Origin of the sequence: Streptococcus sp. F0441, from assembly GCF_000314775.2 — a bacterium.
In the GTDB taxonomy this organism is placed as follows: domain Bacteria; phylum Bacillota; class Bacilli; order Lactobacillales; family Streptococcaceae; genus Streptococcus.
This window is the reverse complement of sequence record NZ_KB373321.1, coordinates 1,196,747-1,216,840: the sequence shown is the minus strand read 5'-3', so window position 1 is coordinate 1,216,840 and position 20,094 is coordinate 1,196,747. Positions and strand designations below refer to the sequence as shown.

18 protein-coding genes and 1 tRNA gene are annotated in these 20,094 nt (G+C 41.5%); 14 read left to right on the top strand and 5 right to left on the bottom strand.

Translation table 11 applies throughout. From position 1 onward, the window contains the following. Positions 1–45: 45 nt before the first annotated feature. The 6 genes from HMPREF9188_RS05860 (at position 46) to HMPREF9188_RS05835 (ending at position 6,609) form a co-directional block, all read left to right on the top strand. A tRNA-Arg gene (locus HMPREF9188_RS05860) sits at positions 46–117 on the top strand. Between the two features lie 184 nt (positions 118–301). Continuing rightward, on the top strand, positions 302–1,000 hold the full coding sequence (gene rnc, locus HMPREF9188_RS05855; protein WP_009730234.1) for a ribonuclease III: 699 nt from the start codon (positions 302–304) through the stop codon (positions 998–1,000). Beyond that, positions 991–4,530: a chromosome segregation protein SMC gene (smc, locus tag HMPREF9188_RS05850; protein WP_009730233.1), complete on the top strand. Its 3,540-nt coding sequence runs from the start codon at positions 991–993 to the stop codon at positions 4,528–4,530. Before rnc ends, smc begins: the two co-directional genes overlap by 10 nt. Positions 4,531–4,673: 143 nt before the next feature. Beyond that, entirely contained in the window at positions 4,674–5,600 is a 927-nt protein-coding gene (locus tag HMPREF9188_RS05845; RefSeq protein ID WP_009730232.1) for a bifunctional riboflavin kinase/FAD synthetase, read from the top strand. Positions 5,601–5,962: 362 nt separating this feature from the next. Further along, a complete protein-coding gene (locus tag HMPREF9188_RS05840; RefSeq protein WP_000260600.1) occupies positions 5,963–6,199 on the top strand; it encodes an AbrB family transcriptional regulator in 237 nt (78 codons plus the stop codon). Continuing rightward, a complete protein-coding gene (locus HMPREF9188_RS05835; RefSeq protein WP_009730231.1) occupies positions 6,196–6,609 on the top strand; it encodes a type II toxin-antitoxin system death-on-curing family toxin in 414 nt (137 codons plus the stop codon). The genes HMPREF9188_RS05840 and HMPREF9188_RS05835 overlap by 4 nt, the downstream gene beginning before the upstream one ends. Before the next feature lie 91 nt (positions 6,610–6,700). On the opposite strand, the gene HMPREF9188_RS05830 is transcribed toward HMPREF9188_RS05835, so the two are convergent. From HMPREF9188_RS05830 to HMPREF9188_RS10660, 3 genes are read right to left on the bottom strand one after another with little or no spacing between them, the layout of a single operon-like run. After that, a complete protein-coding gene (locus tag HMPREF9188_RS05830) occupies positions 6,701–7,516 on the bottom strand; it encodes a TIGR03943 family putative permease subunit (protein ID WP_009730230.1) in 816 nt (271 codons plus the stop codon). Then, the gene (locus tag HMPREF9188_RS05825; protein ID WP_009730229.1) at positions 7,513–8,418 is read right to left on the bottom strand and encodes a permease; all 906 of its coding nucleotides are present in this window, start codon (positions 8,416–8,418) and stop codon (positions 7,513–7,515) included. The genes HMPREF9188_RS05830 and HMPREF9188_RS05825 overlap by 4 nt, the downstream gene beginning before the upstream one ends. Continuing rightward, positions 8,419–8,550 (bottom strand): SPJ_0845 family protein, encoded by a 132-nt coding sequence (locus tag HMPREF9188_RS10660; RefSeq protein ID WP_000268697.1) that lies wholly within the window; start codon positions 8,548–8,550, stop codon positions 8,419–8,421. A 130-nt stretch (positions 8,551–8,680) separates the two neighbouring features. Here HMPREF9188_RS10660 and HMPREF9188_RS05815 point away from each other — a divergent pair, with 130 nt between their 5' ends. From HMPREF9188_RS05815 to HMPREF9188_RS05795, 5 genes are all read left to right on the top strand, one after another. After that, the gene (locus HMPREF9188_RS05815; RefSeq protein ID WP_009730228.1) at positions 8,681–10,810 is read left to right on the top strand and encodes a Tex family protein; all 2,130 of its coding nucleotides are present in this window, start codon (positions 8,681–8,683) and stop codon (positions 10,808–10,810) included. Further along, positions 10,797–11,240: a SprT family protein gene (locus HMPREF9188_RS05810; RefSeq protein WP_009730227.1), complete on the top strand. Its 444-nt coding sequence runs from the start codon at positions 10,797–10,799 to the stop codon at positions 11,238–11,240. The genes HMPREF9188_RS05815 and HMPREF9188_RS05810 overlap by 14 nt, the downstream gene beginning before the upstream one ends. Before the next feature lie 59 nt (positions 11,241–11,299). After that, complete coding sequence (locus HMPREF9188_RS05805; RefSeq protein ID WP_009730226.1) at positions 11,300–11,572, top strand: PspC domain-containing protein; 273 nt, start codon at positions 11,300–11,302, stop codon at positions 11,570–11,572. A 359-nt stretch (positions 11,573–11,931) separates the two neighbouring features. Further along, on the top strand, positions 11,932–12,690 hold the full coding sequence (locus HMPREF9188_RS05800; RefSeq protein WP_009730224.1) for an ABC transporter ATP-binding protein: 759 nt from the start codon (positions 11,932–11,934) through the stop codon (positions 12,688–12,690). Between the two features lies 1 nt (position 12,691). Then, positions 12,692–14,680 (top strand): FtsX-like permease family protein, encoded by a 1,989-nt coding sequence (locus HMPREF9188_RS05795; protein WP_009730223.1) that lies wholly within the window; start codon positions 12,692–12,694, stop codon positions 14,678–14,680. A 39-nt stretch (positions 14,681–14,719) separates the two neighbouring features. On the opposite strand, the gene HMPREF9188_RS05790 is transcribed toward HMPREF9188_RS05795, so the two are convergent. After that, positions 14,720–15,415 (bottom strand): VIT1/CCC1 transporter family protein, encoded by a 696-nt coding sequence (locus HMPREF9188_RS05790; protein WP_000136040.1) that lies wholly within the window; start codon positions 15,413–15,415, stop codon positions 14,720–14,722. Positions 15,416–15,620: 205 nt separating this feature from the next. Here HMPREF9188_RS05790 and HMPREF9188_RS05785 point away from each other — a divergent pair, with 205 nt between their 5' ends. Genes HMPREF9188_RS05785 through ftsY form a run of 3 tightly spaced genes read left to right on the top strand, consistent with a single transcriptional unit; the run spans position 15,621 to position 18,529 of the window. Then, positions 15,621–16,412, top strand: a complete 792-nt coding sequence (locus HMPREF9188_RS05785) for a Cof-type HAD-IIB family hydrolase (protein ID WP_009730222.1) — start codon at positions 15,621–15,623, stop codon at positions 16,410–16,412. Further along, the gene (locus tag HMPREF9188_RS05780) at positions 16,412–17,230 is read left to right on the top strand and encodes a Cof-type HAD-IIB family hydrolase (protein ID WP_009730221.1); all 819 of its coding nucleotides are present in this window, start codon (positions 16,412–16,414) and stop codon (positions 17,228–17,230) included. The genes HMPREF9188_RS05785 and HMPREF9188_RS05780 overlap by 1 nt, the downstream gene beginning before the upstream one ends. Positions 17,231–17,233: 3 nt before the next feature. Next, on the top strand, positions 17,234–18,529 hold the full coding sequence (gene ftsY, locus HMPREF9188_RS05775) for a signal recognition particle-docking protein FtsY (protein WP_009730220.1): 1,296 nt from the start codon (positions 17,234–17,236) through the stop codon (positions 18,527–18,529). A 45-nt stretch (positions 18,530–18,574) separates the two neighbouring features. Here ftsY and zwf read toward each other — a convergent pair whose 3' ends face one another. Further along, entirely contained in the window at positions 18,575–20,062 is a 1,488-nt protein-coding gene (gene zwf, locus HMPREF9188_RS05770) for a glucose-6-phosphate dehydrogenase (RefSeq protein WP_009730219.1), read from the bottom strand. Positions 20,063–20,094: the final 32 nt, after the last annotated feature.

Here is a 20,094-nt window from a genome sequence, read left to right as displayed (position 1 = left end):
AAAACTTGTTATTAGAGCAAATTTCTGTTATAATAAGACAAGTTTCCACCCTTAGTGTAATGGATATCACGTAAGATTCCGGTTCTTGAGATGGGGGTTCGATTCCCTCAGGGTGGATGCAAATAGTCTAAGAAAGCCTTTAAATAAGGCTTTTTTCTTTATCTCTCTCCAAATTTTCCCCTAAAATTGAAAATTATCTTCTAAAAAATGCTCAATTCCTCTCTAGTTCCGTTTTAAAGTGACTCAGGGGGCTTTTTTTGATATAATGAAAGAGACTGTTATCAGTTAGAAAGAGGTTGGTATGAAAGAATTACAAACTGTACTAAAGAAGCGTTTTGCAATCGAATTTGCAGACAAGAATTTATTGGAAACGGCTTTTACTCATACGAGTTATGCCAATGAGCACCGCCTCTTAAAAATTTCACACAATGAGCGCTTGGAATTTTTAGGAGACGCTGTTCTGCAATTATTGATTTCAGAATATCTGTATAAAAAATATCCTAAGAAACCAGAGGGAGATTTGTCCAAACTCCGTGCTATGATTGTCCGTGAGGAGAGTTTGGCTGGTTTTGCGCGTGATTGCCAGTTTGATCAGTTTATCAAGCTAGGGAAAGGGGAAGAAAAGTCTGGTGGGCGTAATCGTGATACCATTCTTGGAGATGCTTTTGAAGCCTTTCTGGGAGCGTTGCTTTTAGACAAGGATGTTGCTAGGGTAAAAGAGTTCATCTATCAAGTCATGATTCCCAAGGTTGAAGCAGGTGACTTTGAAATGATTAAGGATTACAAGACACATCTGCAAGAGTTGCTCCAAGTCAATGGAGATGTGGATATTCGCTACCAGGTGACATCTGAAACGGGACCTGCCCATGACAAGGTTTTTGATGTAGAAGTTCTAGTTGAGGGCAAGAGTATCGGAAAAGGTCAAGGCCGTTCTAAAAAATTGGCAGAGCAAGAGGCCGCAAAAAATGCCGTTGAGAAAGGGCCTGATTCATGTATTTAAAGGAAATTGAAATCCAGGGATTCAAGTCCTTTGCTGACAAGACCAGGGTTGTCTTTGACCAAGGTGTGACAGCTGTCGTTGGGCCAAATGGATCTGGAAAGTCAAATATCACAGAAAGTCTGCGATGGGCCTTGGGAGAGTCCAGTATCAAGAGCCTTCGTGGTGGTAAGATGCCTGACGTTATCTTTGCTGGAACAGAAAGTCGCAAACCACTCAATTATGCCTCTGTTATCGTGACCTTGGACAATGAAGATGGCTTTATCAAGGATGCAGGGCAAGTCATTAAGGTAGAACGCCATATCTATCGTAGTGGAGATAGTGAGTATCGAATTGATGGCAAGAAAGTCCGTCTACGTGATGTACATGACCTTTTCTTAGATACAGGTCTGGGACGGGATTCCTTCTCTATTATTTCCCAAGGGAAGGTTGAGGAGATTTTCAACTCCAAGCCTGAAGAACGCCGAGCTATTTTTGAAGAAGCTGCTGGAGTTTTAAAGTACAAGACTCGTAGAAAAGAAACAGAAAGCAAACTACAGCAAACTCAAGACAACCTAGACCGCTTAGAGGATATTATCTATGAGTTGGACAATCAAATCAAGCCTCTTGCAAAACAAGCTGAGAATGCTCGTAAGTTTCTCGACCTGGATGGTCAACGTAAGGCTATTTACTTGGATGTACTGGTTGCCCAAATCAAGGAAAACAAGGCTGAACTAGAACTGACAGAAGAAGAACTATCTCAGGTTCAGGAACTTTTGACTAGTTATTATCAAAAACGTGAAGAGTTAGAAGAAGAAAATCAAAGTCTTAAAAAGGAACGCCAAGATCTCCAAGCTCAAATGTCCAAAGACCAAGGAAGTTTGATGGATCTAACGAATCTGATAAGTGATTTAGAGAGAAAATTAGCCTTATCAAAACTGGAGTCCGAGCAGGCAGCCCTCAATCAACAAGAAGCGCAAGCCCGTTTGACTGCTTTGGAAGATAAGAGAAAGACTCTAAGTACAGAGAAGGCTGAAAAAGAAGTAAACCTGGCTCAGCTAGAGGAAAGTCTAGCTGAGAATAACAAGGAACTCAATCGTTTAGAGGCAGAATTGCTAGCTTTTTCAGATGATCCTGACCAGATGATTGAGCTCTTGCGTGAACGTTTTGTGGCGCTTTTACAAGAAGAAGCGGATGTCTCAAACCAGTTGACACGAATAGAGAATGAACTGGAGAACAGCCGTCAACTCTCTCAAAAACAAGCAGATCAACTTGAGAAACTGAAAGAACAGCTGGCTACAGCTAAAGAGAAGGCTAATCAGCAAAAGGATGAGCTTGAAACAGCCAAGGAGCAGGTTCAGAAATTATTGGTAGACTACCAAGCTAGTGCCAAGGAACAAGAGGAACAGAAAGTTTCTTTCCAAGCCCAGCAGAGCCAACTCTTTGACCGTCTGGATAGTCTCAAAAACAAGCAGGCTAGAGCCCAAAGTTTAGAGAATATCCTTAGAAATCATAGCAACTTTTACGCGGGTGTTAAGAGTGTTCTCCAAGAAAAAGACCGTCTTGGTGGGATCATTGGTGCAGTCAGTGAACATTTGACCTTTGATGTGCATTATCAAACTGCCCTAGAAATTGCGCTTGGAGCAAGCAGTCAGCACATCATCGTAGAAGATGAAAACGCAGCAACTAAGGCTATTGATTTCCTAAAACGTAACAGAGCTGGTCGTGCGACCTTTCTTCCATTGACGACTATCAAGGCTCGTACGATTTCTAGTCAGAATCAAGATGCTATCGCAGCAAGTCCAGGATTTCTGGGAATGGCAGATGAGTTGGTGTCGTTTGATAAGAGACTAGAAGCCATTTTCAAAAACTTGCTAGCCACAACGGCTATCTTTGATACCGTAGAACATGCGCGTGCCGCAGCTCGTCAAGTTCGTTATCAGGTTCGTATGGTGACACTGGATGGGACAGAGTTGCGTACAGGTGGTTCCTATGCAGGTGGTGCCAATCGTCAAAATAACAGTATTTTCATCAAACCAGAACTAGAGCAATTACAAAAAGAAATTGCTGAAGAAGAAGCTGACTTGCGGTCAGAAGAGGCGAGTTTGAAGACCTTGCAAGACGAGATGGTAGTATTAACAGAAAGATTAGAAGCCATCAAATCTCAGGGTGAGCAAGCTCGTATCCATGAGCAAGGCTTGTATCTTGCTTATCAACAAACCAATCAGCAAGTGGAAGAGTTAGAAACGCTTTGGAAACTTCAAGAAGAGGAATTAAATCGCCTATCTGAAGGAGATTGGCAAGCGGACAAGGAAAAATGCCAAGAGCGCCTTGCTACTATTGCCAGAGAAAAGCAAAATCTGGAAACTGAGATTGAAGAAATTAAGTCTAACAAAAACGCAATTCAAGAACGTTATCAAAACTTGCAGGAACAGATCTCTCAAGCGCGCTTGCTTAAGTCCGAACTGCAAGGACAAAAGCGGTACGGAGTTACTGATATTGAACGCTTAGGTAAGGAACTGGATAATCTGGATATCGAGCAAGAGGAAATCCAGCGTCTCCTCCAAGAAAAGGTTGATAATCTTGAGAAAGTGGATACGGCTTTACTAAGCCAGCAGGAGGAAGAGGCCAAAACTCAAAAAGCCAATCTTCAACAAGGTCTGATTCGTAAGCAGTTTGAGTTGGATGATATCGAAGGTCAGCTGGATGATATTGCCAGCCATTTGGACCAGGCTCGTCAGCAGAATGAAGAGTGGATTCGAAAGCAAACACGTGCTGAAGCTAAGAAAGAAAAGGTCAGCGAACGCTTACGCTATCTACAAGCTCAATTAACTGACCAGTACCAAATCAGCTACACAGAGGCTCTAGAAAAGGCTCATGAACTGGAAAATCTCAATCTGGCAGAGCAAGAGGTTAAGGATTTGGAGAAGGCTATTCGCTCACTGGGTCCAGTCAATTTGGATGCTATTGACCAGTACGAAGAAGTTCACAACCGTCTGGATTTCCTAAATAGCCAACGAGATGATATTTTGTCTGCGAAAAACCTGCTCCTTGAGACCATCACAGAGATGAATGATGAGGTTAAGGAACGCTTCAAATCAACCTTTGAAGCTATTCGTGAGTCCTTTAAAGTGACCTTTAGACAGATGTTTGGTGGAGGTCAGGCAGACTTGATATTAACTGAGGGCGATCTTTTAACAGCTGGTGTGGAGATTTCTGTCCAACCACCAGGTAAGAAAATCCAATCTCTCAACCTCATGAGTGGTGGTGAAAAAGCCCTATCGGCTCTGGCTTTGCTCTTCTCAATTATCCGAGTCAAAACTATTCCTTTTGTTATCTTGGACGAGGTAGAGGCGGCACTTGATGAAGCCAATGTTAAACGTTTTGGGGATTACCTCAATCGATTTGACAAGGATAGCCAGTTTATCGTAGTGACCCACCGTAAGGGAACGATGGCGGCAGCGGATTCTATCTATGGAGTTACCATGCAAGAATCAGGTGTGTCTAAGATTGTTTCAGTTAAGTTAAAAGACTTGGAAGAGACAGTAGACTAGTTACTAAACGATAGCATCTCTTAGGAGGTGCTATTTTTTAAAACTCATAACTTGAATTGTCTATCAAGGTCAGTTCAGACGCAAAAAACGACATTTGGGATTTCCTCTTAGCGAAAAGACTTGCTCTATGATATAATAGTTTCATGATTACAACAGTACCTATTAAGAACGAAAAAGACATTGCAGTACCGGGAAAAACAGTCCTTGTACTAGGTTATTTTGATGGTATCCACAAGGGGCATCAGAAACTTTTTGAAGTGGCCAGCAAGGCTTCGATGAAGGACTATCTGCCAGTTGTCGTGATGACCTTTACGGAGTCGCCAAAACTTGCCTTACAACCTTACCAACCTGAGCTCATGCTTCATATTGTCAACCATGAGGAACGGGAGCACAAGATGAAGTGGCATGGGGTAGAGGCTCTTTTCTTACTTGACTTTAGTAGCAAATTTGCTAGTTTAACAGGTCAAGAATTCTTTGATACCTATGTTAGAGCTTTAAAACCATCCATTATCGTAGCAGGATTTGATTACACCTTTGGTTCAGACAAGAAAACTGCGGATGACCTGAAGGATTATTTTGATGGAGAGATCATCATTGTTCCTCCGGTTGAGGACGAAAAGGGCAAGATTAGTTCTACACGGATTCGTCAAGCTATTCTTGATGGAGATGTCAAGGAAGTCAAGCATCTGCTCGGCACACCACTCCCATCTCGTGGGATGGTCGTTCATGGAAATGCTCGTGGGCGGACTATTGGTTATCCAACAGCCAATCTGGTCCTAAGAGACCGAACTTACATGCCAGCGGACGGTGTTTACGTAGTCGATGTGGAAGTGCAGCGTCAGAGATATCGTGGCATGGCAAGTGTTGGAAAAAATGTTACCTTTGATGGAGAAGAACCACGTTTTGAAGTCAATATTTTCGACTTTTCAGACGATATTTACGGTGAGACAGTCATGGTCTACTGGCTGGACCGTGTCCGAGATATGGTCAAATTTGACTCCGTAGAGGAACTGGTAGACCAACTCCAGAAAGACGAAGAGATTGCTCGGAACTGGAAGGATGGAGAGTAGAAAAGTTTAAAAAAGTGAACCCTATTTTGTGTTTGCTTTTTTTTTATTTTTGAAAGAAATTTTTATAGAGAGAAACATAATTGAAGGTTGATTGAAAATCTGTTAAAATAGTGATATTCATAACTTAAAAAAACCAAAGAAAAGAGAATGGAGGAAACGAGAATCCTCTAACAAATATTGAATATATGATAGAAAGAGCAAAATCACAATTGGCAATTCAAAAACCTATGGAAGAATTGGAAACCTTGAAAAAATCACTTATGCTGAGTATTCTGGTTAAGATCTGAGATGAAATAGCACTTTTACACTATCATTGTAATTACCGTAATTATTTGTTATAATACTTCAAAGGAGGAAATCAGATGGTCGTAAAAACAAGAAAACAAGGAAATTCAATCACCATTACGATTCCAAGCGAATTCAATATTCCAAGTGGTGTTAAATATGAAGCAAAATTGTTACCAAGTGGCGAAATTATCTTTACTCCTGAGGAATTGGATCATCAGGTCTCTTATGTTTCTGATGATGCCTTTAACTTAAAATTGGATACAATTTTTGATGAATACGACGATGTTTTCAAAGCTTTGGTGGAAAAATGACAGTCTATCTAACAGAAAAGCAAATTGAAAAAATCAATGCTTTAGCAATTCAACGGTATTCTCCAAAGGAGCAAATTCAAACAGTTAGCTCTTCAGCGTTAAATATGATTGTGAATTTACCAGAACAATTTGTTTTTGGCAAGCCTCTTTATCCAACAATTTTTGATAAAGCAACAATATTATTTGTCCAATTGATAAAGAAGCATGTTTTTGCAAACGCCAATAAACGAACAGCCTTCTTTGTTTTGGTGAAGTTTTTACAATTAAATGGTTATCACCTTTCTGTTTCCGTGGAAGAAGCGGTTGATATGTGCGTGACTATAGCGGTAGAAGCTTTAACTGATGAAAAAATGATAAGCTATTCTAAATGGGTTTCTGAACATTCTGTCAGAGAAAAGGTCAAAAAGTAAGATAGTATGCTGGATTGAAAGAGCATAAGAAAAAATGAAAAGACAATATTAGAATTCTGTAATGCAGAAACTCTAATATTGTCTCTTTTTATTAAAACACACGATAGACATAAGGATTTTCTGGTTTGTCTACTTTTGTGAAACTCTCAACTTCCAGTGTTGGGAGTTTTTGTTTGAGTTCTTTATGATAGTGGAGGGTCAGGGTTCCTCTGGCGGTAATCCAGGTATTGTCAGGATACTGGCGTGAGTTCCCCTTGGTCAGGAGTCCATATACTCCAGAGTCTGCGATACAGTGGATGATGCCAAAGCGAAAGAGGAACTGGCTATCTGGATGGCTAGGATCGTTATAAACAAAGCCTGTAAACTCGATTTTCTTTCCTTCAAACTCTTGAGGGTAGTCATAGAGAACTTCCATGACCTCCATATAGTTTTCATCAGTGACTTGAATTGTTGCCTGGGAGAGGTATTTATCAGCTGTAGCCCTCATTTCCTTTTCATAAGCAGATTTAGAAAAATAGGTGCTGGTATCGGGTTTAAGGTATTGACTGGATGTTCCTTCGATTGCCTGAATGGCTGTGTTGATTCCCTCAGCAAGTGGGAAATGATAACCTTTGGCAGATACAGTTCTCGAGTCCAAACTTACTGTCGGAAAGGCAACCCCAATCAACAGAGGTAGTGACAGTAACAGGATACTGATTCGTCTAGCTCGACGACTTTCCAAATGGCTGTGAGAGTTGATTTTCTTGATCCAGATATAGAATTGAACCAGAGCCAACAGAAGAGAAAGGACCATTGAGATATAGACTAGATAGGAATAGTGGAGGTTAATGTAGTGACTGAGCTTGCCAGATAGCTGCAGATACAGAGTTAGGGCAAAATAACCCAGTAAAATGAAAAATCGGATCATAGCATCACCCCTATCATGTAAGAATAAAGCAAGACAAGCACTGTCACGATGCCCATGAATTGCCAGATGAAGCGCGCTTTGAGATAGTGTTTCATCATGAGGAGATTTTTGATATCAAGCATGGGGCCAATGATGAGAAAAGCAAGGACTGGCGCTAGGCCGAAGCTCGAGAGGAGAGAAGCACCGATAAAGGCGTCCGCCTCGCTACAAAGAGAGAGGAGAAAGGCTAGAAACATGAGCAAGAGAATCGCAAGTATTGGACTTGCGCTGATAGAGGTCAGGATCCGAGTTGGGACATAGACCTGAACAATGGCCGCAAAGAGACAGCCAAAGACCAAGTAACGGCCCATATCGAAAAACTCATCAATAGCTTGTATAAAGACCTGAAAGACCTTTCTAGCAGGATTCAAGTGTGAAAAGTCATGCTCATGACAAGAAATAGGATTTTCTTTTTGAATGGGTTCCTTCCAGAAAAATCCTAGGAAAATCCCAAGCACCAAAGCAATCACAATAGCTCCCAGAGCTCGCAAGAAGGCAAATTTTATTGAATTGCCAAAGGCAGAATATGTAGCGAAAAGAACGATAGGATTGATGATGGGAGCAGTCACCAGAAAAGGAACCGCTGTGTAGCTGGGTACTTTCTTTTCCAGAAAACGATTGATAATCGGAACGATTCCACACTCGCAGGATGGAAAGAGAAAGCCAATGAAGGTACCAAAAAAGATCCTTCCCCAACGATTGCGAGGAAGAAACTCATAAACTTTATCAGGTGTGATATAGACCTCAATCAATCCCGAAATAAGACTTCCAATCAAGACAAAAGGAAGGGCTTCAATCATGATGGAGAGAAAAATAGCCCCTGCTTGTAAGATGCTAGGAGGAAGAGATTGGAAAACAGTCATCTATTTTTTCTTCTCAACTTTTTCTTTTTTGTTTTTGTCATCTGGGAAAGTGACTTGTGTTAAGTCAGGAAGTTTGGCGAATTCTTCAAACATCTTGTCCAAGTCATCCGTTTTTGTAAATTTAACAGCCATGGGCCTACCTCTTTTCTACATTCTACCTCTATTATACTATTATTTTGTGGAAATGGGATTATTTTGATAATCAAAGATGCAAAAACAGGTAAGGCAAAACAAGAGCAGTTCCTTATGGTATAATAGGTATATGGACAAAAAATATGAAAAAATCTCCCAAGATTTGGGAGTAACCTTAAAGCAAATTGATACCGTTCTTAGTTTGACGGCTGAAGGAGCGACAATTCCCTTCATCGCGCGTTATCGAAAGGACATGACTGGTAGTCTGGATGAGGTGGCGATTAAGGCCATTATCGACTTGGATAAAAGTCTGACAAATCTTAATGACCGCAAGGAAGCTGTCTTGGCTAAGATTCAAGAACAAGGCAAGCTAACCAAGGAATTGGAAGTAGCTATTTTGGCAGCTGAAAAATTAGCAGACGTTGAAGAACTCTATCTTCCTTATAAGGAAAAGCGTCGGACCAAGGCAACCATTGCTCGTGAAGCTGGACTCTTTCCTCTTGCTCGCTTGATCTTGCAAAACGTAGATGGATTAGAGAAAGAAGCTGAGAAGTTTGTCTGTGAAGGATTTGCGACTGGTCAAGAAGCCTTGGCTGGTGCAGTTGATATCTTGGTCGAAGCCTTATCTGAAGATGTGACCTTGCGCTCACTGACCTATCAGGAAGTGTTGAGACACTCTAAAATCACTTCGCAAATCAAGGATGAAAATCTCGATGAAAAACAAGTTTTTCAGATATATTACGATTTTTCAGAGACAGTTGGCAATATGCAGGGCTATCGTACCTTGGCTCTCAATCGTGGGGAGAAGCTAGGCGTCTTAAAAGTCGGTTTTGAGCACGCGACAGATCGTATTCTAGCTTTCTTTGCTGCCCGTTTCAAGGTGAAAAATGCCTATATAGATGAAGTTGTTCAACAGTCAGTTAAGAAAAAGGTCTTGCCTGCTATCGAACGACGCATTCGGACAGAATTGACTGAGAAAGCAGAAGAAGGAGCTATCCAACTCTTTTCTGACAACCTGCGCAATCTCCTCTTGGTTGCTCCGCTGAAAGGGCGCGTGGTTCTAGGATTTGACCCCGCCTTTCGTACAGGCGCCAAGCTAGCTGTCGTTGATGCGACGGGTAAAATGCTGACGACCCAAGTCATTTATCCAGTAAAACCAGCATCAGCTCGTCAGATTGAAGAAGCCAAGAAAGATTTGTCAGACTTGATTGGTCAATACAGTGTGGAAATTATTGCTATCGGAAATGGGACGGCCAGTCGGGAAAGTGAAGCCTTTGTAGCGGAAGTTCTGAAAGATTTTCCAGAAGTCAGCTATGTTATCGTCAATGAAAGTGGCGCTTCGGTCTATTCTGCTAGTGAACTAGCTCGTCAGGAATTTCCAGAACTAACCGTTGAAAAACGCTCTGCTATCTCTATCGCTCGACGTTTGCAAGATCCCCTTGCTGAATTGGTCAAAATCGATCCTAAGTCAATCGGTGTCGGGCAATATCAGCACGATGTCAGTCAGAAGAAATTGTCTGAAAGTCTGGACTTTGTCGTTGATACGGTGGTTAACCAGGTCGGTGTCAATGTCAATACAGCCAGCCCAGCACTTCTCTCCCATGTAGCTGGACTCAATAAAACTATCTCTGAAAATATCGTCAAATACCGTGAGGAAGAAGGAAAAATCACTTCACGCGCTCAAATTAAGAAGGTCCCTCGCCTAGGTGCCAAAGCCTTTGTGCAGGCTGCTGGTTTCCTCCGTATCCCTGAAAGTAGCAATATTCTTGATAATACAGGAGTTCACCCTGAAAACTATACTGCGGTTAAGGAGCTCTTCAAACGCTTGGATATTAAGGACTTGAATGAAGAGGCACAAAATAAGCTGAAGTCCCTTTCAGTCAAGGAGGTGTCGCAAGAGCTAGAACTTGGCCCAGAAACCCTTAAAGATATTATTGCTGACCTTCTCAAACCAGGTCGCGATTTCCGTGATTCTTTTGATGCTCCAGTTCTCCGTCAAGATGTCTTGGATATCAAAGACTTAAAAGTCGGCCAGAAGTTGGAAGGTGTGGTACGGAATGTCGTTGACTTCGGTGCCTTCGTTGATATCGGGATTCACGAGGATGGCTTGATTCATATTTCCCATATGAGTCGTAAATTTATCAAACATCCCAGCCAAGTGGTGTCGGTCGGAGATTTGGTAACGGTTTGGGTCAAGAAAATCGATACTGAACGTGAAAAAGTTAATCTGTCGCTCTTAGCTCCAGATGAATCTGACTGAGTATGTTAAGTCTGTTTCCCTAGAAGACTTTGGTAGACCTTTCACGCACCAAGCTCAGTGGAATTCTCGTCTGCGAACGACAGGTGGACGATTTTTCCCCAAAGATGGTCATTTGGATTTTAATCCCAAGGTTTATAACGAACTAGGATTGGAAGTCTTTCGCAAAATCGTACGTCATGAACTCTGTCACTACCACCTTTATTTTCAGAAAAAGGGTTATCGACATAAGGATCTAGATTTTAAGGAACTTTTGAAAGAAGTGGATGGACTGCGCTTTGTACCACCTTTGAGAGCCCAAAGTAGTTACCTAGTCTATCAGTGTCAATCCTGCCAGCAATCCTATCAACGAAAGAGGAAGATTGACACGAAACGCTATCGCTGTGGCATCTGCCGTGGCAAACTCGTCATTTTAAATCGGCCTAAGGACTGATGTTCTTGGTTCCGTTTCATGCTATACTAGTTGTAAGAATACCGAAAGAGGAAACAATCATGAATACAAAATTTTATAAAATGAGACGAAATCGCATGGTGTCAGGAGTTTTAGCTGGTCTATCAGACAAGTGGAATTTTGATGTAACCCTAGTCCGCTTTCTCTTCGCCATTTTTACCGTAGCAAATTTTGGAGTCGGAGTGATAATCTACATCATCCTTGCCTCTATCCTACCAACTAAGGAAGACATTGAAGCCGAAATGTACGGAACAGGACCACGAAAAATCAAAGAAGCCCAACCAATCAATGATGATGATGGCTGGTTTTGGTGAGGTATAGAAAAGTAAGTAACCTTGTTTATCAAAAGTATATTCATAGTAAGACCCTTGTAAAAACAAGGGTTTTCTTCTTGTTTTGCATTTATGGTAAAATATTGATAGCGAAATTGCTTGATATTCTTCAATCTTACAAAAATGTAAGATTAAAGTCTCTTTTGTAAGGTTAGGTTATGGCAAGCCGTCTTTTTTTGCGATAAACTAGATTCATAAAGAACAAAGGAGCAAAACCATGAAAAGAATTATACAAAAGAAAAGAAGAAAACCAAGTCAAAAAGATATCGAGCGTGTTCAACTAGGATGCGCTATGATGCAAGCACAATTTCAATTGATGGGATATTAAGAAGGAGAAAATCATGACACTTTTAGATGTAAAACACGTTCAAAAAATCTACAAAACACGTTTCCAAGGCAACCAAGTAGAGGCCCTCAAGGACATTCACTTTACTGTGGAAAAGGGTGACTACGTTGCCATCATGGGAGAGTCTGGCTCAGGGAAGTCTACTCTACTCAACATCCTAGCTATGCTGGACAAACCAACTCGGGGGCAGGTTTACCTAAATGGAACAGACACAGCATCCATTAAAAATTCTCAGGCTTCGAGCTTCCGTCGTGAGAAGTTAGGTTTCGTCTTCCAAGACTTTAACTTACTAGATACCCTGTCTGTTAAGGACAATATCTTGCTTCCGCTAGTTTTATCACGAAAACCCATCACAGAGATGATGAAGAAATTGGTGGTAACAGCTGAAAATTTAGGCATCAACCAATTGCAAGAGAAGTATCCTTACGAGATCTCAGGAGGTCAAAAGCAGCGGGTAGCAGTAGCACGCGCTATCATCACTGAACCTGAAATTCTCCTTGCGGATGAGCCAACAGGAGCTCTTGACTCCAAGTCATCTGCAGCTCTTTTGGATGTTTTTGATGAAATCAATGAGCGCGGGCAAACCATTCTCATGGTAACTCACTCAACCGCAGCAGCCAGCAGGGCCAAGCGCGTTCTCTTTATCAAGGACGGCATTCTTTACAACCAAATCTACCGTGGAGATAAGACAGAGCGTCAGATGTTCCAAGAAATCTCTGATACTTTGACCGTTATGGCAAGCGAGGTGAATTAGTATGTTCCGATTAACCAATAAGTTAGCGGTATCTAACTTGATTAAAAACCGCAAACTCTACTATCCCTTTGCCCTTGCTGTTCTCTTAGCAGTGACCATCACCTATCTCTTTTACTCTTTGTCACTTAATCCTAACATTGGCAAGATCCGAGGGGGAGAAACTATCTCTATGACCCTGGCTCTCGGTATGGTGGTTGTTACCATCGCTTCTGGAATTATTGTCCTTTATGCCAATAGTTTTGTCATGAAGAACCGCTCCAAAGAGCTGGGTATATATGGTATGCTGGGTCTTGAAAAGCGCCATTTGATCAGTATGGTTTTTAAGGAGCTTCTTATTTTTGGTTCCTTAACGCTGACAGCTGGTCTCGGCCTAGGAGCTCTCTTTGATAAGCTAATCTTCGCCCTTCTTCTGAAGCTGATGAAAATGAAGGTAGAGCTCGTTTCGACTTTCCAACCAATTGTCTTTATCCTAGTTCTTATCGTTTTTGGCGCTATTTTCCTAGGTTTGATTTTTATCAATGCCTTTCGCATCGCCCGTATGAATGCTCTTCAGCTCTCTCGTGAAAAAGCCAGTGGTGAGAAAAAAGGACGTTTCTTAGGTCTTCAAACCATTCTAGGTCTAATCAGTTTGGGAGCTGGTTATTACCTAGCAGTTACAGTTGAAAATCCACTTTCTGCTGTTCTGATTTTCTTTGTAGCAGTCTTGTTGGTAATTTTGGGAACTTATCTTCTCTTCAATGCAGGAATCACAGTTTTCCTACAAATCTTGAAGAAAAACAAGCGTTACTATTACCAACCTAACAACATGATTTCCGTATCCAATCTCATTTTTCGTATGAAGAAAAATGCTGTTGGTCTAGCGACGATTGCTATTCTCTCAACCATGGTCTTGGTGACTATGTCTGCTGCAACGAGTATCTTTAAAGGCTCTGAAACTTTCAAGAAAGTCATGAATCCACATGATTTTGGAATTACAGGACAGAATGTTGAAAAAGAAGACATAAATAAACTCCTAGACCAGTATGCTAGCGATAAAGGATTGACTGTCACAAAGAAAGAAGTCCTTACATACAGTAACTTTGGTGTGGCAAACCAAGAGGGTACGAAATTGACAATCTTTGAGAAAGGTCAAAATCGTGTTCAACCGAAAACTATTTTTATGGTCTTTGATCAAAAAGACTATGAGAATATGACGGGGCAAAAACTTGCACTTTCAGGTAAGGAAGTCGGATTGTTTACTAAAAACAAAGCACTTCAAGGACAGAAAGAACTGACTCTAAATGACCAGACCTATACAATAAAGGAAGAAATCAAAAATGATTTTATTCTTGAACATGTCCCAAATCAGTACAATATTCTAACTTCGGACTATAACTATCTGGTTGTTCCTGACTTGAAAGCCTTTCTTGACCAGTATCCTAATTCTTCCATCTTTAATCAATACTACGGTGGTATGAACGTAACGGATAGCGAGGAAGAGCAGCTTAAAATTGCAGATGACTATTCAAAATTCGTCAACAACTTTAATAGAGAATTAAACAAAGAAGGAAGCTATGTTTACGGAAGTAATCTGGCTGATAGCAGTGCGCAGGTGAGTGCTCTCTTTGGTGGAGTTTTCTTTATCGGTATTTTCCTCTCTATCATCTTTATGGTGGGAACTGTTCTTGTCATCTACTACAAACAAATCTCTGAAGGCTATGAAGACCGTGAACGCTTCATTATTTTGCAAAAAGTCGGTCTCGATCAAAAGCAAATCAAGCAAACCATCAACAAACAGGTCCTAACTGTTTTCTTCCTCCCATTGCTCTTTGCTTTCCTACACCTTGCCTTTGCCTATCATATGCTTAGCCTCATTCTAAAAGTCATTGGGGTGCTAGATGCGACCATGATGTTGACTGTCACTTTGTCCATCTGTGCTATCTTCCTCATCGTCTATGTTTTAATCTTTATGATTACCTCAAGAAGTTATCGCAAGATTGTGCAAATGTAAAAAAGATACCTCGATGCTTGTCGAGGTATTTCTTTTATCTTAAATACTAAAGAGTTGTCCCAAGAGGAAGGTTACCCCCATGGTCAGAAGTCCGATACAGAGGTTACGGATCATGGCAGTTTTTGTAGGTGCCTTGCCTAGTTTAGCACTGGTATAGCCAGTGACGAGAAGGGAAAGGGCTACGATAAGAACAGTTGCTGGAATACGATAGTCACTTGGAAAGACGGTGATGGAAAGCATAGGAGGAAGACTTCCCAGTACAAAGGCGATAAAGCTAGAGATAGCAGCATGCCAAGGGTTGGTAAACTCTTCGTACTCGATTCCATACTTCTCTTCGACCAAGGCTTTGAGGGGATTTTTTAAAAAGGCTTTGTTGGTCAAGAGTTGGGCGGACGTTTCACACTCACCATTTTGAAGGTAAGCTGCGTAGAGGGATTGTTTTGCAGATTCAATGTCCTTATCCAAGAGCAGCTGTTCTCTGGCAACAGCGGCCTCCTCCGTGTCTTTCTGAGTGGATACAGAGACATATTCACCACCGGCCATTGAAAAAGCACCAGCGAGGATAGCCGCCAATCCTGATAAAAAGATAATCCAAATATTGCTTGTCGCACTGGCAACTCCGATTACCACTCCAGCGATGGAAATAATTCCATCATTGGCACCGAGAACACCCGCGCGCAGGATATTGAGTCGGCCTGCAAAGTTTGCATCAATTTCATGTTTTATTTCTGTCATAGTCATCTCCTTTCTCTCCATTATAGAGAAAAGAGAAGGGGAATACAAACTTTTTAAACTATCTGAAAAAAGTTCTACGATTCTAATTTTTAGGCCTTTTGAAGTTTCTCCGAAAAAGTAGTGCTATCCTACTGTACTGGACCTTTTTAAACTTATCTATGGTATAATAGAAGGTAGATTTATCAATTGGAGTATGAAGGATTTTATGATTAAACTTGTAGCAACCGATATGGATGGAACCTTTCTAGATGGAGAGGGTCAGTTTGATATGGAACGCCTCAAAAATTTGCTTGTTTCCTACAAAGAAAAGGGGATTTATTTTGCTGTGGCTTCAGGTCGTGGTATTCTGTCCCTGAAAAAGTTGTTTGCGGATGTGCGTGATGAAGTGATTTTTATAGCTGAAAATGGGAGCTATGTTGAGTTTCATGGTGAGGATATGTACGAGGCTACTATGTCTCGGGACTTTTACTTGAGCACTTTTGAAGCTTTAAAGAAATCGCCTTATTTTGATGAAAGAAAAATGCTCTTGACTGGGAAAAAAGCTTGTTATGTATTGGATACAGTGGATGAGACCTATCTGATGTTTAGCCGTCACTACAATGAAAACATTCAAAAAGTAGCGAGTTTGGAAGATATCACGGATGAGATTTTTAAATTTACCACGAACTTTACTGAAGAAACGATAGAGGCTGGAGAGTCCTGGGTCAACGAAAATGTTCCTGGTGTGAAAGCCATGACAACTGGTTTTGAATCCATTGATATTGTCTTGAACTACGTTGATAAGGGTGTGGCTGTTGTTGAGCTAGCAAAAAAACTTGGTCTAACCATGGATCAGGTTATGGCGTTTGGAGATAATCTCAATGACCTTCACATGATGCAGGTTGTGGGACACCCAATCGCTCCTGAAAATGCGCGACCAGAGATTTTAGAATTAGCAGAAACAGTGATTGGCCACCATAAGGACCAGTCAGTGATGGCTTATATGGAGGGCTTATAATGGCAGATATTAAATTGATTGCACTTGATTTGGACGGTACTTTGCTGACAACGGATAAAAAGCTGACAGATCGTACCAAGGCGGTCCTCAAAGCTGCGCGTGACCGTGGCATCAAGGTCGTATTGACAACGGGGCGTCCTCTGAAGGCTATGGATTTCTTTCTCCATGAGCTAGGGACTGACGGTCAGGAGGATGAGTACACCATCACCTTTAATGGTGGTCTGGTGCAGAAAAATACGGGGGAGATTCTCGATAAAACAGTCTTTTCAATCGACGATGTGGCACGCTTGTACGAGGAAACTGAAAAACTCGGACTACCGTTAGATGCCATTTCTGAAGGAACAGTCTATCAAATCCAGTCGGACCAAGAAAGTCTCTATGCTAAGTTCAACCCAGCCCTGACTTTCGTACCTGTCGCTTTTGAAGATCTATCTAGTCAGATGACGTATAATAAATGTGTGACTGCCTTTGCCCAAGAACCTTTGGATGCAGCGATTCAACAGATTTCTCCAGAATTGTTTGATCAATATGAAATCTTCAAATCGCGTGAAATGCTATTGGAATGGTCACCGAAAAACGTCCACAAGGCAACAGGTTTAGCGAAATTAATTAAACACTTGGGAATCGATCAAAGTCAAGTCATGGCTTGTGGTGATGAGGCCAATGACCTTTCTATGATTGAGTGGGCAGGTCTGGGAGTTGCCATGCAAAATGCTGTTCCAGAAGTCAAGACAGTCGCGAATCTTGTAACCCCCATGACAAATGATGAGGATGCCGTTGCTTGGGCGATTGAAGAATATGTGCTAAAGGAGAGTTAAAAAATGGGATTATTTGACCGTTTATTCGGAAAAAAAGAAGAGCCAAAAATCGAAGATGTTGTAAAAGAAGCACTGGAAAGTCTTGATTTGTCAGAAGAGGTTGAAGAAAACCAAACGGCAGTCGAAGAAACAGCGACGGACAAAGTGGAAGAAACACTTGCTCAAGAAGAACTTCATCAGGTCTCGACAGAAGAGGTCATTGAACCAGAAGCAGTTGAGGAAGCTGCTCAGGAAGAGGAGTTTGAGTTAGAAGCTGATGAATTGGAGCAAAGCCAAGAGCCTGAAGAATTTTTAAAAGAAGAGAACCAAGAATCTCTAGAAACTGAAGAAGAGCTAGCTTTTGAAGTAGTAGAAGAATATCCACAAGTTGAAGAAACTGTTCAGGAAAAATATGACCGCAGTCTTAAGAAAACGCGGACAGGATTCGGTGCTCGTTTGAATGCCTTCTTTGCCAACTTCCGCTCAGTCGATGAAGACTTCTTCGAGGAATTGGAAGAACTGCTTATCATGAGCGACGTCGGTGTGCAGGTTGCTTCAAACTTAACAGAAGAACTACGCTATGAAGCAAAATTAGAAAACGCTAAGAAGCCTGACGCACTTCGTCGTGTCATTATCGAGAAATTGGTTGACCTCTACGAAAAGGATGGCAATTACGATGAACAAATCCATTTCCAAGATGGTTTGACAGTTATGCTCTTTGTTGGTGTTAACGGTGTTGGGAAGACAACTTCTATTGGGAAATTAGCTCATCGTTACAAGCAAGCTGGCAAGAAAGTCATGCTGGTTGCTGCGGATACCTTCCGTGCTGGAGCCGTTGCCCAGCTAGCAGAGTGGGGCCGTCGTGTTGATGTTCCTGTCGTGACAGGCCCTGAAAAAGCTGATCCAGCAAGTGTGGTCTTTGATGGGATGGAACGTGCTGTAGCAGAAGGTATTGATATTCTTATGATTGATACAGCAGGTCGTCTGCAAAACAAGGACAACCTCATGGCCGAGTTGGAAAAGATTGGTCGTATTATCAAGCGTGTCGTTCCAGAAGCACCCCATGAAACCTTCCTGGCACTCGATGCTTCAACTGGACAGAATGCCCTAGTACAAGCTAAGGAATTTTCTAAAATTACCCCTGTGACAGGAATTGTACTGACCAAGATTGATGGAACTGCCCGTGGTGGTGTCGTTCTGGCAATTCGTGAAGAACTTAATATCCCTGTAAAATTGATTGGTTTCGGTGAGAAAATCGATGATATCGGAGAATTTAACTCTGAAAACTTTATGAAGGGTCTCTTAGAGGGCTTGATTTAATAGAAAGTAAATAATCCTGCAAGATTAACTTGCAGGATATTTTTGTTATTCTAAACGACCTTCTTTACGATAGGCGATATCTGGTTGCCAAGTCCATTTGGCTCCAAACTTCTCAAGTAAGTCAAAGCTAGCTTGTGGTCCCATGCTTCCGGACTTGTAGTCGTGGAGCGGAGCTCCATTTTGAGCCCAGAGCTCTTCGATACGGTCAATCAATTTCCAAGAAGCGCTCACCTCATCCCAGTGGCTAAAGTTGGTAGAGTTATTGTTCAAGACATCGTAGATTAGCTTTTCGTATGGATCTGGAGAAGCCCCAGTAGCGGTAGCATCTGTACGATAATCTAAAGAGCTTGGCGCCAGGTTAAATTCTTCACCTACTTGTTTACCATTGAGACTAAGAGAGAAGCCTTCAGTTGGTTGGATATAGATGGTCAAGATATTTGGTGCCAAAGGTTCTCCAAAGATAGAGTCCATTTGCTTAAAGACGATATTGACATGAGTGCCTTTTTCTGTTAGGCGTTTACCAGTACGGAAGAAGAAAGGAACGCCACGGAAGCGATCGCTGTCTACAAAGAAAGCACCAGAGGCAAAGGTTTCTGTTGTAGATTCAGGGTTAACGTTTGGCTCGCTACGGTAGGAAATGTATTTCTTACCATCGATCTTTCCAGAACGGTATTGACCACGGATAAAATGTTCTTTTAATTCTTCCTCACTTGGTTGGTGGAGATTTTTAAATACTTTAATCTTCTCAGCACGAATCTCATCTTTTGTAAAGCTGGCAGGCTTGTCCATGGCTAAAAGTGATAAAAGCTGGAGAGTGTGGTTTTGAACCATGTCACGGAGGGCACCAGATTCATCATAGTAGCCACCACGTTCCTCAACTCCCAAGCGCTCAGCAAAGGTAATCTGGACATTATCAATGTGCTCACGGTTCCAAACATTTTCAAAGATCATATTGGCAAATCGAACCGCAAAGATACTTTGAATCATTTCTTTCCCCAAGTAATGGTCGATACGGTAGATCTGTTCTTCATCAAATGTTGCTAGAAGATCCTCATTCAGTTTGCTTGCAGTTTCATAGTCTGTACCAAACGGTTTCTCAACAATCAAGCGCTCAAAACCTTTGCCATCAACAATGTTTTCAGATTTGAGGTGCTTGGCAATGGTTCCAAAGAATTGAGGAGCCATTGAGAGGAAGAAGAGTTTGTTGTGGTCCGTTTGGTATTTCTCATCAAGCTCAGCCTGTAATTCTCGTAAAGCGATGTAATTATCAGTATCATTAACATCATGACTTTGATAGTAGAAATGACTAGCAAACTCTTGGGCTTGCTCGGTACTATCTGCCAAATCAAGGATGGACTCAACAACAACAGATTCGAAATATTCTTTACTCCAAGGTCTACGAGCTGTTCCGATAACTGCGAAATGCTCAGAAAGATTGCCTGATTTATAGAGTCTAAAAAGGGAAGGGTAGAGTTTGCGTTTAGCTAAATCTCCACTCGCACCGAAAATTGTAACAATAACCTTTGATGACATCTAGCTACCTAATTTCTATATTTTTTCCTAGT